Source organism: Pseudomonas sp. P7548 (assembly GCF_013386585.1).
GTDB lineage: Bacteria > Pseudomonadota > Gammaproteobacteria > Pseudomonadales > Pseudomonadaceae > Aquipseudomonas.
On sequence record NZ_JACARO010000015.1, the window covers coordinates 124,462 to 136,772 of the forward strand.

Here is a 12,311-nt window from a genome sequence, read left to right on the forward strand (position 1 = left end):
TTGACCCTATAGTGGCTACAGGGTCTTTACTTGGCAACAGGCACCTTTACGGACGCGACAGAATGAGCGATTCCCTCCACACCCCACACAAGCACGACCACGGTCATGACCATGACCACGATCATGCCCCGAAGAAACTCACGCCTGTGCACAACCATGGCCACGGCGGTTCCTGCTGTTCCGGCACGCCAGCCCCTGCGGTGGTGCAGCTGAGCGAAGCCCCCACCGCCGGCTCGCGCCTGAGCACCTTCCGCATCGAAGCCATGGACTGCCCCACCGAGCAGACGCTGATCCAGAACAAACTGGGCAAGCTGGCCGGCGTGCAGCAACTGGAATTCAACCTGATCAACCGCATCCTCGGCGTCACCCATGACCTGCCGACTACAGCGCCGATCATCGACGCGATCAAATCCCTCGGCATGCAGGCTGACCCTATCGAGGAAGGCACCCCGGCCGCCGAGCCGCCTGCCAAGAAACACGGGTGGCCGCTGGCGGTGTCTGGCGTCGGCGCGTTAGGCGCCGAAGTGCTGCACTTCACCAACGCCGCGCCGACATGGGTGATTGCAGTGGTGGCGCTGGTGTCGATCCTCAGCGGCGGTCTCACCACCTACAAAAAGGGCTGGATCGCCCTGAAAAACCTCAACCTGAACATCAATGCCCTGATGAGCATCGCCGTCACCGGCGCCGTGCTGATTGGCCAGTGGCCGGAAGCGGCCATGGTGATGTTCCTGTTTACCGTGGCCGAGCTGATCGAAGCCAAGTCCCTGGACCGTGCACGCAACGCCATCAGCGGCTTGATGCAGATGACACCCGAGCAGGCCACAGTTCGGCAGGCGGACGGTTCGTGGGCTGAACAGGACGTCAAAAGTATTGAGATTGGCGCGATCGTGAGGGTAAAACCCGGCGAACGCATCGGCCTGGACGGTGAAGTCACCGCTGGCCAGTCCACCATCGACCAGGCGCCGATCACCGGCGAAAGCCTGCCGATTGAAAAGACCGTGGGCGATAAAGTCTTCGCCGGCACCATCAACCAGGCCGGCTCCCTGGAATACGAGGTGACGGCTGCGGCCAACAACTCCACCCTGGCGCGCATCATCCACGCCGTGGAGCAGGCCCAAGGCGCAAGGGCGCCGACCCAGCGCTTTGTCGACAGCTTCTCGAAGGTCTACACCCCGGCCGTGTTCCTGTTTGCCCTGGGCGTGGCAGTGATCCCGCCGCTGTTCATGGCCGGCGCCTGGTTTGACTGGATCTACCGCGCCCTCGTGCTGCTGGTGGTCGCGTGCCCTTGTGCACTGGTGATTTCCACCCCGGTGACCATCGTCAGCGGTCTTGCGGCAGCGGCGCGCAAAGGCATTCTGATCAAGGGCGGCGTGTACCTGGAGGGCGGTTACAAGCTTGATTATCTGGCCCTCGACAAGACCGGCACCATCACCCACGGCAAGCCGGTGCAAACCGACTACTTGCCACTGTTCCCCAACGTCGAGGGCAGCGCGCCGGCCCTGGCCGCCAGTTTGGCCGGGCGGTCCGACCACCCGGTGTCCCTGGCCATCGCCAACGCGGCTGTGGATAAAAACCTGCCGACGCACGTTGTGGATAACTTTGAAGCCCTGGCCGGGCGGGGTGTGCGCGGCGATATCAATGGCCAGACCTACCACCTGGGCAACCATCGCCTGGTGGAAGACCTCGGCCTGTGCTCGCCGGCCCTGGAAGAAAAACTCTTCGCCCTGGAAAAACAAGGCAAGTCCGTGGTGTTGCTGCTCGACAAGTCCGGCCCGATGGCGCTGTTCGCCGTGGCCGACACCGTCAAAGACAGCAGCCGCGAAGCCATCCAGCAATTGCATGAATTGGGCATCAAGACCCTGATGCTCACCGGCGACAACACCCACACTGCCCAGGCAATTGGAGCCCAGGTCGGCATCGATCAGGCCCAGGGCGATCTGTTGCCCACCGACAAACTGCAAGCCATTGAAACCCTCTACGGCCAAGGCCACCGCGTGGGCATGGTCGGCGACGGCATCAACGACGCGCCGGCCCTGGCCCGTTCCGAGATCGGCTTTGCCATGGCCGCGGCGGGCACCGACACCGCCATCGAGACCGCCGACGTGGCGTTGATGGACGATGATTTGCGCAAGATTCCGGCTTTCATTCGGCTCTCGCGGCAAACGTCGAGTATCCTCAAGCAAAACATCGCCCTGGCGCTGGTGATCAAGGCGATCTTCCTGGCGGTCACCTTCCTGGGCATGGCCACTATGTGGATGGCGGTGTTCGCCGACATGGGCGTGAGCCTGCTGGTGGTGTTCAATGGCCTGCGCCTGTTGCGCAAATAAACGATGAGAGGGTGGTGTGCTGAGTGCCGAGCTGAAGGCTTTTTTCATGGTCGCGCGCCTGGGCAGCATCACCCAGGCGGCGAAAAAACTCGGCTTGAGCCAGCCCACGGTCACCACCCAGATCCGCAACCTGGAAAGCCAATACGGCGTTGAGCTGTTCTACCGTGGCGGGCGCCGCCTCACCGTCAGTGACGACGGTGCGCGGCTGCTGCCGATGGTCAAGACGTTGTTGCAGCAGGAAGCGGATATCGAGTTTTTCCTGCGCAACACCGGCCAGGTGCAGGGCGCATTGAGGATTGCCGCGACGGCGCCGTATTACATCCTCGACCTGGTCAAAGCCTTCCGCGAACGCCTGCCCCACGTGGAGGTATCGGTGGAGATCGGCAACTCACAGCAGGTCCTCGAAGCACTGGACGATTACCGCGTCGACGTCGCCGCCTCCTCACAATTGCTCGAAGACCCGCGTCTGATCCGCCGCGTGCTCGGCACCGACCCGCTGGTGCTGGCGGTGCATCGCAACCACCCGCTGGCCAAGCTCGACCATGTGCCGCTCAGTGCGTTGGCCGGGCACACCTTGTTGATGCGCGAGGCCGGCTCCACCACGCGACGACTGACCGAAGAAATGTTGCAGGGCGCCGGTGTGAGTTATGGGCCGCTGCTGGAGATCGGCAGCCGCGAGTCGATCCGCGAGGCGGTGCTGCGCAATATCGGCATCAGCATCATTGCACGCCAGGAAGTGCCCCATGACCCGCAGTTGCGGGTGCTGACCATCGAGCATGCGCCGCAGATTCCGGAGTATCTGTACTGCCTCAAGGAGCGCAAAGGCGCACGGTTGCCGGCGATGACGTCCGCCTAGACAACCCAAATCTACCAATACCACTATCGCCCCATTTTGCCTTCCTGCCACATCAGGGACGCATTGCCCTCCTAGCATGGCCTTCATCCGTTTGATGAGGTGCCACCATGAACACAGCCCTGACTAACCCCGGCGCGCCGATGACGGTGCGCGGTATCCAGAAGCGTTTCGGCGCCTTCACCGCCCTGGACAACGTTTCTCTGGACGTCGCTGCGGGCGAACTGGTGTGCCTACTGGGCCCGTCCGGCTGTGGCAAGACCACCTTGCTGCGCTGCATTGCCGGCCTGGAGCGCCAGGACAGCGGTGAGCTGCGCCTGGGCAACCGCGACGTGTCCCTGCTGCCGCCCCAGGCGCGGGACTACGGCATTCTGTTCCAGTCTTACGCGCTGTTTCCCAACCTCACCGTCGAAGCGAATATCGGCTACGGCCTCACTGGCAGCGGCCGCGATGAAGTGCGCAAGCGCGTCGGGCAGATGCTGGAGCTGGTCGGCCTGGTCGGCAGTGAAAAGAAATACCCCGGCCAACTCTCTGGCGGCCAGCAGCAACGCGTGGCCCTGGCCCGTGCGTTGGCGCCGGCCCCTTCGTTGTTGTTGCTGGATGAACCGATGTCGGCCCTCGACGCCCGCGTCCGCGAGCATTTGTGCACCGAATTGCGCCAACTGCAGCGCCGCCTGGGCATCACCACGTTGATGGTCACCCACAACCAGGACGAGGCCATGCTGATGGCCGACCGCATTGCCGTGATGAACAACGGCAAGGTCGAGCAGTACGCCACTCCCCAGGAAATCTACGACCGCCCGGCCACGCCGTTCGTGGCGGAGTTTGTGGGCCAGGGCAACTGGCTGCCGTTCAGCCGCAACAGTGCCAGCCACGCCCAGGTGGGTGGGATGAACATGCGCTTGGCCGACGACGCCGGCGTGGCCAAGTCCGGCCGCCTGTTCTGCCGCCCGGAAGCGATCAGCGTCAACCCGCCGGTGCATGAAGAGAACCTGTTCCCGGCCAAGGTCCGCGAGATCACCTTCCTCGGCAATCGTTGCCGCATGAGCTTTGAGCTGGAGCAGTTGCCCGGCCACCCATTGCTGGCCGAGTTGGCGCCGGAAGCCATGCCGCGCCTGGGTGCGCAGGATATCTGGGTGGCCTTGCCGCCACGCAGCCTGCAGGTGTTTGCCTGAGATGGCCACTGTCATGACGCAGCCACGACAGGTGACCCGTGCCGAAACCGGCGACCGTATTTTCGTGGTCGGCGGCAAACTGCTGTGGCTGGTGCTGCTGGGCATCGCCGTGTTGCTGCCCTTGCTGGCGATCTTCTGGCGCGGTTTCAGCAGCCAAGCCGGGCAGGGCGGTGGCTTGGTGGCGGCGCGGGAACTGGTGACCAGCGACAACTTCCACTGGCTGCTGGGCAATAGCCTGAAAGTCTCCCTCAGCGTGGCGGCGATTGTCGTACCGCTGGCCTACCTGTTTGCCTACGCCCTGCAACGCACGCTGATTCCCGGCAAGGCGATCTGGCGTGGCATGTCGCTGCTACCACTGATGGCCCCGTCGATGTTGCCAGGCATTGCGCTGGTCTACCTGTTCGGTAACCAGGGCATGCTGCGTGGCTTGCTCTCGGACAATATCTACGGCTTCTGGGGCATTGTTCTCGGCGAAGTGATCTACACCTTCCCACACGCCTTGATGATCCTGCTGTCGGCGCTGTCTTTGGCGGATGCGCGCCTGTTCGACGCTGCCTCCAGCATGGGCGCCAGTCCGGCGCGGGCGTTTCGCAGCATCACTTGGCCGGCGACGCGCCAGGCGGTGTTCGCTGCGTTCTGCCTGGTGTTCACCCTGACCATCACCGATTTTGGCGTGCCCGTTGTCGTCGGCGGGGATTATCAAGTGCTGGCGCTGGAAGCCTACAAGGCGGTGGTCGGCCAGCAACAGTTCGGGCGTGGTGCGCTGATCGGCATGGTGTTGCTGTTGCCGGCGCTGTTCAGCTTTGGGGTGGACGCCTGGCTGCGCCGCCGTCATGGCGACTCGATGAGCGGCCGTGCCCAGGTGTTCCAGCCGGCGCCCTCGCGGCTGCGCGACGGTTGCTACCTGGCCATCGTGTTGCTGATTTGCGCGGTGTTGCTGCTGGTGTTCGGCATGGCGGTGTATTCCTCGCTGGTGAAGTTCTGGCCGTACAACCTGTCGCTGTCCCTCAACCACTACCAGTTCGAAGACACCGCGGGCGGCGGTTGGCTGGCCTATCGCAACAGCTTGACCCTGGCGCTGTGCACGGCGTTGATCGGCAGCGTGCTGATCTTCACCGGTGCTTACCTGATGGAAAAGACCAAGGGCCAGAAAGGCCTCAACCTGGCGCTGCGCATGCTCAGCTTCGTACCGATGGCTGTGCCGGGCCTGGTGCTGGGCCTGGGCTACGTGTTCTTTTTCAACCTCAATGGCAACCCGCTGCATGTGTTCTACGGGACCATGACGCTGTTGGTGGTGTGCACCATTGCGCACTATTTGACCACTGCACAGATGACCGCCACCACGGCCTTGCGACAGCTGGACGCCGAGTTCGAAGCCGCCGCGCTGTCCCTCAAGGCGCCGCTGTACCGCCACTACCTGCGCGTGACCGTGCCGATCTGCCTGCCGGCGTTGCTGGACATCGTGCGCTACCTGTTTGTATCGGCCATGACCACTGTGTCGGCCGCGATCTTCCTCTACAGCCCCGACACCATCCTCGCCGCTGTCGCCGTGTTGAACATGGACGATGCCGGCAACGTGGGCGGTGCGGCGGCCATGTCGACCCTGATCCTGTTCACTTCAGCCGGCGTCTCGCTGCTGCTGGCGTGGGCTTCACGTGGCGCACTGCGTCGCTCCCAAGCCTGGCGCCAGACCGCGCCCGGCCAATAATCCCGATAGGAGGTGTTGCATGTTCAAGCCCCTGGCGCTGGTCGCTGCCGTACTCACTGCATTCAGCCTGAATGCCTTCGCCAAGACCGAGCTCACCGTGTACACGGCCCTCGAAGCCGAGCAGTTGAAGACCTACAAGCAGGCGTTCGAAAAGGCCAACCCTGACGTCGAGATCAAGTGGGTACGTGACTCCACCGGCATCATCACTGCCAAGCTGCTGGCCGAGAAAGACCGTCCGCAAGCCGACGTGGTGTGGGGCCTGGCCGCGTCGAGCCTGGCGATCCTCGACCAGCAGGGCATGCTGGACAACTACGCGCCAAAAGATCTGGACAAGATCGGCAAACACTACCGCGACCCGGCCAACCCACCGGCCTGGGTGGGCATGGACGTCTGGGCGGCAACCATCTGCTTCAACACTGTAGAAGCCGAGAAACAGGGCCTGACCAAGCCGGTGAGCTGGCAGGACCTGACCAAGCCTGAGTACAAGGGCAAGATCGTGATGCCGAACCCTGCGTCTTCCGGCACCGGTTTCCTGGACGTCAGCGCCTGGTTGCAGACCTTCGGCGAGAAGCAGGGCTGGCAGTACATGGACGACCTGCACCAGAACATCGGCCAATACGTTCATTCCGGTTCCAAGCCGTGCAAGCTAGCGGCTTCGGGTGAGTTCCCGATCGGAATCTCCTTCGAATACCCGGCCGTGCAGCTCAAACGCCAGGGTGCGCCGCTGGACATCATCCTGCCGAAAGAAGGCCTGGGCTGGGACATTGAAGCCACCGCCGTGATCAAGGGCACCGCCCATGCGGACGCCGCCAAAAAGCTCGCGGACTTCTCTGCCAGCAGCGCGGCCATGGACCTGTACAAAGACAACTTCGCCGTGCTCGCCCAACCGGGCATTGCCAAGCCGCAGACCGAATTACCGGCTGACTACGAGCAGCGTTTGATCAAGAACGACTTTGCCTGGGCGTCGAAGAACCGCGACAGCATCCTGACTGAGTGGCGCAAGCGCTATGACGGCAAGTCGGAGAAGGTGGCCGGTCAGTAAGGTTTTTCGTTAGGGCTGATGGCCTCTTCGCAGGCAAGCCAGCTCCCACATTTGAATGTGTTCACAAATCAAAAATGTGGGAGCTGGCTTGCCTGCGAAGGCGGCTTCAAATTCAGGACATCTCTCCATGACACACCACACGGATCTGCTGATCGTGGGCGCCGGCATCCTCGGCCTGTCCCACGCCTACGCCGCCGCCAAGCGCGGCCTCAAGGTCAAGGTTTTCGAACGCAGCGCCACGCCACTGGGCGCCTCGGTGCGCAACTTCGGCCAAGCCCTGGTCACCGGCCAGCCGCCCGGCCCGATGCTCGACCTGGCGCGGCAAAGCCGCGACATCTGGGGCCATTGGGCTCAAGTCGCCGGCCTGCAACTCAAACGCAACGGCGCGTACCTGTTCGCCCGCACCGAAGCCGAAGAACACCTGCTGGAAGCCTTCTGCGCCGGCCGCGCGCGGGAACACGGCTACAACGTCGAGCTGCTGCAAGGCTCGGTCATGAAGGACCTGTACGGCGGCCAGTTTCGCCATCAGCGCGCCGCACTGCATGGCAAGGACGACCAGCAGCTGTATTCGCGCGAAGCGATCCCGGCGCTGATCAACTACCTGGCGCAGGAACTGAACGTGGAGTTCTACTTCTCCACCCTGGTGCGCGACGTCGAGCCGGGCAAGTTGCACAGTACGGCGGGCAGCTTTCGCGGTGAGCAGATCATCGTGTGTTCCGGCCATGACTACCAAACCCTGCTGGCCGAGGCGCTGGCCGAGCTCAACCCGAGTATCTGCCGCCTGCAAATGCTGCGTGCCCGGCCAACGGTGAACCTGAACCTGCAACACGCTTTGCTCACGGGCTTGAGTTGCGTGCACTACGGCGCCTTTGCCGATCTGCCGGAAGCGGCGCCGGTGCAGGCGCAGATCCTGCGTGACGAACCGCATTTGCACGAGCACGGGATTCACCTGCTGATCAGCCCGACGCCCCATGGCGAACTGATCATCGGCGACTCCCACGATTACGGCAGCGATGCCTCGCCGTTCAACGCCGAGCAAGTGGACGACTGGATGATCGAGCTGGCCGAGCAAACCCTGGGGTGCAAGATCCAGGTGGTGGAGCGTTGGCAGGGCGTGTACGGCTCGCGCGGGCCGGGACCGTTTTCATTCGTGCGTGCGGCGCCGGGGGTGAGTGCGGCGTTGATGCACACCGGCGTGGGCATGAGCGTGGGGCCGGCGATGGCCGAGCGAAATATCACAGCATTGTGGGGAGCGGCGTGATGAACCCGGAACAGGTAATTGCCGACGTCTTCGGCTTGTACGAAACGCACGGCGCGGCGGATTACATCGGCGAGCCCGTGTCGCAAATCGAGCACATGTCCCAGGCCGCGCAGCTGGCGATGGCCGAGGGCTTTGACGATGAAGTGGTGCTGGCGGCGTTTTTCCACGACATCGGGCACATTTGCGGCCAAGGTGGCGAGAATATGGGCGGTTATGGCGTGGTCAGCCACGAGCGCTTGGGCGCGGACTACTTGCGCCGTGCAGGGTTCAGCGAGCGCATGGCCAAACTGGTGGAGTACCACGTGCAGGCCAAGCGTTACCTGACGTTCAGCCAACCGGACTACTACGCTCGCCTCAGCGAAGCCAGCCGCCGCACCCTGGGTTACCAGGGCGGTGTGATGAGTGCCGAGGAAGCTCGGGCGTTCGAGCAGGACCCGCTGTGCGCGGTCAGCCTGCGCATGCGTCATTGGGACGAACAGGCCAAGGAAATGCATGTGCCGGTGATGGATCTGCAGTTGCTCAAGGCCAAGGCTGTACGGCTACTCGCTGTGTAGAGTGGCCTTACGCATAACGCAGACACGCCGCCTAGAGTCACTATCGGCACGTTACTAAGGTGCTTGCTTCTTTACTTAAAGGAGCAATGCGATGCGTTATTTGAAAGCCACCGCCCAGGACTTGTGCGGGAATGGTCGCGCCGATGCGGTGATTCTGCATTTTTATCAACAGCAACCGGGTGCCCCCGACGCGCTGATCTACGAAACCGTCGGCTTGGATATGACAGTGGATGGCAAGGTCGATCTGCAACTGGCGGGAGAACCTCTGCCTGACTGTCTGGTTGTGGACAAACCTCAGTTGGTGAGTTTCGCTGACAGCTTCTTGAAGCTGAATTGGTTCAATTCGGCTAGACAGTGGCAGCGTACATTGATCATGTACGTCGACCATTTCGGCAAAACGGGTCAGCCGAACGCAGTCAAGCTGGACTTCCACGAACCTGGTGCCTCTGGGGCTGGTGCTCCACTGATCTATAAGGTGGCGGCCTATGACGGCGACAGCGACGGCGTACTGGAGTCGTTCACCAACAGTGACGTTGACCGCAATGGCGCGGCTGACAAGGCGGACAAGGAACTGATCCGCTCGCTATGCACGACCTTCCTGGCCTTGAACTGGTATGAGGTGTAAGCGGTTTACGCCTCGTCGAGCCGGGTAGCCAGTGCTTCGATCTGTTCCTGGCGCTCGGCCTGGCTGAGTTTGGCGTGGGGGTTGAGGGACGACCATTGCGGGTGGGCGCGGGCCTTGTGCAGGGCGTCTGGCAACTTGCCTTCGCGCCAGGTTTTGTCCTGGGGCGTGTCGACCTTGATGCTGTGCATCGCGGCATGGCCGCGCAGGTTCAAGGCCTTGAGCAGTTGGCGCTGGCGCAGGGCGAGCAGGCGCAGCACGCTGTCGTCCACGGTCAGTTCGCGCTGACCCTTGATCTTGCCCAGCAAACGGCTGCCGTAGCTGCGTGCGGTTTGCAGCGCGCCACCGGCAATCGCCCCGGCCAGGGCGGCGGCGCCCAGGGTTAATCCTCCGACCAGCAGATCCACGCCCGCACCGGCGGCTGCACCGGCGGCAATCCCGCCCCCTACGCGTACGCCGAGTTGCTTGAGGGTTTCGGGGTTGAACAGGTCATCGCCCCAGCGGCCGTCGAGCAACGGCAGGTCGCTGGCGGCGGCATCCTGCGGGCGGAAGCCGAAGAGTTTGAGCAGAGCCTCCACACATTTTTGCTCGCGCTGGCGCACGGCTTTGCGCAGGTCGCCGATGGCTTGCGGTTCATCTTCAGTGACCACGCTGCGACGGCAGGCGGCGCAGTCGATCAGCAACTCGGCGATCAAGCGTGCCGCGCTTTGCTGGAGGGCCTGGCGCTGGGCCTCCTGGTCCAGGATCAGGCGTTCCAATTGCGGCCGGGCGTTTTCCAACAGCAGGGCGAGGCTTTCGTACAAGCGCCGCTCGCCGTCCTCCGGCGGCGCGACGCTGTCGAAACGCACCAGCGCATGCAGGCCAAGGCGGGCCAGGGCTTCGCGCCAGTCCGGCTCGCGGTGGTCGCTGCTGCTGACAAAGTTGAGCACCGGCAACAACGGCTTGCCACAACTGGCCAGCACTTGCAGTTCGTCGCGGTACTTGGCCAGCACCGGTTCGCGGGCGTCAATCACATACAGCCCGGCGTCCGAGGCCAGCAGTTGGCGCAGCACCTTGGCTTCCTGTTCGAAACGCTGGCGCGCTTCGCTGCCTTCCAGGAAGCGCGCCAGGCGAGCCGGGCCATCGAGGCGTTCGCCGGGACGATCCAGACGCTCCAGGTAGTCGAGCAGGGCGATGGCGTCTTCAAGGCCGGGGGTGTCGTAGAGTTCCAGCAGCGCCTCGCCCTCCACCGACAAGCGCGCGCCTTCGACATGCCGCGTGGTGCTGGGGCGATGGGAGACTTCGCCGAAGCCCACGTCACGGGTCAACGTGCGCAGCAGTGAAGTCTTACCGACGTTGGTGTGGCCGACCACGGCGAGTTTCAGCGGTTTAGTCATGACCGGTCTCCAGCCAGTTCAGCGGCGCACAGTCGGCGAACGGCAGCTCAAGTTGCTCCAACGCGGCGTGCCAGTCGCCCAGGCGCTCGGCGTCCAGGGCCTGGCCGGGCGGCGCTTGCAGCAGCCAGACGCGGGTGGCGGTGGCGCTGCGGGCGAGTTCGGCGATCAGCGCCAGGCTGCCACGGTCGGGCGAGCGGCGTGGGTCGCAGGCGATGGCCAGTCGGGCAGGCGGGAAGCGGGTGAGTTGCTCCAGCAGTGTGTGGCGCGACTCGCGGCTGTCGAGGATGCCGGCGTTCTTCACGCTGGCGGGCAGTTTGGGTGGCCAGGGATGCTGGTCGTCCAGTTCGATGGCCACCAGCAGGGCGCCGTCGCTTTCCACTTCACTGACGCCCCCGCTGACGTGGTGCAGTTGCTCGGGCGCGGCATCGTTGACGCCGAGGCGTTCGCTGCTGGGCATCAGGCGTTCGCGCAGTTGGCTGTAGCCGGGTAGGTTGAGGTCCAGGCGCAGGGCCGCACGCCCGCGTTTCCAACGCCACAGGCACAGCAGGGCGAGGATCAACCTTGGCAGCAGGCCGTACACCAGCAGTACACCCACCAGCCACGCGGCCCAGGCCTGGCGGGCGCTTTCGATATTCAGGGCGGCATCGCCGCTGGCGCGGATCATGTCGACGGTGGGCACGTTGAAGCCCAGCAGGGCGGGCAGGCTGCCCAGGGCTTGGGTGACGGCGACAAAGGTGTCGGCACCGAGGATGGTGGTTTCCCACACGAAGCCGTAGCGACGGGTGGCGAGCAGCGTAAGAAGAATCACCAGGGCACTGAGCAACGCCAGCAGCCATAAACTGTTGACCAGCACGCCCACGGCCCAGCGATTGAGTTTCTGCCGTTGCAGCAACAGCAACAGCGCGGGCGCCAATTGCGCGGCCTTGGCATCCCGGGCGAGTTTTTCGCTGAGCCACAACCACAATCGCCCCAGGCTGGCGCTGTGTTCACCGGCAAACAGCAGGCCTAGGGCCCAACTGATCAGCAGGATCAGGTTCAAGCCGAGCAAACTGCCCAGCGCCCAGAACACGTTCACCGGGGTCAGGCCGTTACCCAATGCGGCAAAGGCCAAGCCGGCGCCGCTGATGACGGCGACGATAGCCAGCAACACCAGCGCCAGGCGTGCCCCTTGCAGCCAGCGGGTAAGGGCGGTGGCCAGGCCGTCGCGCTCGGCCAGGTGCAGGGCGCGGTGCTGGATGCGCGTCGGCAGGTCGCCACCGGCCGTGCGGGCCAGGCGGTTGGCTTCCAGGTCTTCCAGTGGGCCTGCGTGTTCTTCGCGCAGGCGCACGGTTTCTGTCAGCCAGAGTGTGTGCAGCGGGTTCAGTGCAGTCACGCGCCATCCTGTTGAGCCAGT

The 12,311-nt window shown here is 63.8% G+C and carries 10 protein-coding genes; 8 read left to right on the top strand and 2 right to left on the bottom strand.

All coding sequences use genetic code 11. From position 1 onward, the window contains the following. The first annotated feature begins 62 nt into the window (after positions 1 to 62). The 8 genes from HX803_RS08510 to HX803_RS08545 all read left to right on the top strand — a co-directional run bounded on the left by HX803_RS08510 (position 63) and on the right by HX803_RS08545 (position 9,545). A complete protein-coding gene (locus HX803_RS08510) occupies positions 63 to 2,327 on the top strand; it encodes a heavy metal translocating P-type ATPase (protein ID WP_178920005.1) in 2,265 nt (754 codons plus the stop codon). 16 nt (positions 2,328 to 2,343) lie between these two features. Next, complete coding sequence (locus HX803_RS08515; RefSeq protein WP_178920006.1) at positions 2,344 to 3,183, top strand: LysR family transcriptional regulator; 840 nt, start codon at positions 2,344 to 2,346, stop codon at positions 3,181 to 3,183. A gap of 107 nt (positions 3,184 to 3,290) precedes the next feature. Further along, the gene (locus HX803_RS08520) at positions 3,291 to 4,355 is read left to right on the top strand and encodes a putative 2-aminoethylphosphonate ABC transporter ATP-binding protein (RefSeq protein WP_178920007.1); all 1,065 of its coding nucleotides are present in this window, start codon (positions 3,291 to 3,293) and stop codon (positions 4,353 to 4,355) included. Position 4,356: 1 nt separating this feature from the next. Then, entirely contained in the window at positions 4,357 to 6,063 is a 1,707-nt protein-coding gene (locus HX803_RS08525) for a putative 2-aminoethylphosphonate ABC transporter permease subunit (RefSeq protein WP_178920008.1), read from the top strand. 19 nt (positions 6,064 to 6,082) lie between these two features. After that, positions 6,083 to 7,105 (top strand): putative 2-aminoethylphosphonate ABC transporter substrate-binding protein, encoded by a 1,023-nt coding sequence (locus tag HX803_RS08530; protein ID WP_178920009.1) that lies wholly within the window; start codon positions 6,083 to 6,085, stop codon positions 7,103 to 7,105. 127 nt (positions 7,106 to 7,232) lie between these two features. After that, positions 7,233 to 8,366 carry a TIGR03364 family FAD-dependent oxidoreductase gene (locus HX803_RS08535; RefSeq protein ID WP_178920010.1) on the top strand — a complete coding sequence of 378 codons (1,134 nt, stop codon included), beginning with the start codon at positions 7,233 to 7,235 and terminating at the stop codon, positions 8,364 to 8,366. Next, positions 8,366 to 8,920, top strand: a complete 555-nt coding sequence (locus tag HX803_RS08540; protein ID WP_178920011.1) for a phosphonate degradation HD-domain oxygenase — start codon at positions 8,366 to 8,368, stop codon at positions 8,918 to 8,920. The genes HX803_RS08535 and HX803_RS08540 overlap by 1 nt, the downstream gene beginning before the upstream one ends. A 91-nt stretch (positions 8,921 to 9,011) precedes the next feature. Then, entirely contained in the window at positions 9,012 to 9,545 is a 534-nt protein-coding gene (locus tag HX803_RS08545; RefSeq protein WP_178920012.1) for a hypothetical protein, read from the top strand. A 5-nt stretch (positions 9,546 to 9,550) separates the two neighbouring features. Here the strand turns inward: HX803_RS08545 and HX803_RS08550 are convergent, their stop codons facing one another. Both HX803_RS08550 and HX803_RS08555 read right to left on the bottom strand, forming a co-directional pair. Beyond that, positions 9,551 to 10,918: a DUF3482 domain-containing protein gene (locus HX803_RS08550; RefSeq protein ID WP_178920013.1), complete on the bottom strand. Its 1,368-nt coding sequence runs from the start codon at positions 10,916 to 10,918 to the stop codon at positions 9,551 to 9,553. Next, the gene (locus HX803_RS08555) at positions 10,911 to 12,290 is read right to left on the bottom strand and encodes a DUF2868 domain-containing protein (protein ID WP_178920014.1); all 1,380 of its coding nucleotides are present in this window, start codon (positions 12,288 to 12,290) and stop codon (positions 10,911 to 10,913) included. The genes HX803_RS08550 and HX803_RS08555 overlap by 8 nt, the downstream gene beginning before the upstream one ends. Positions 12,291 to 12,311: the final 21 nt, after the last annotated feature.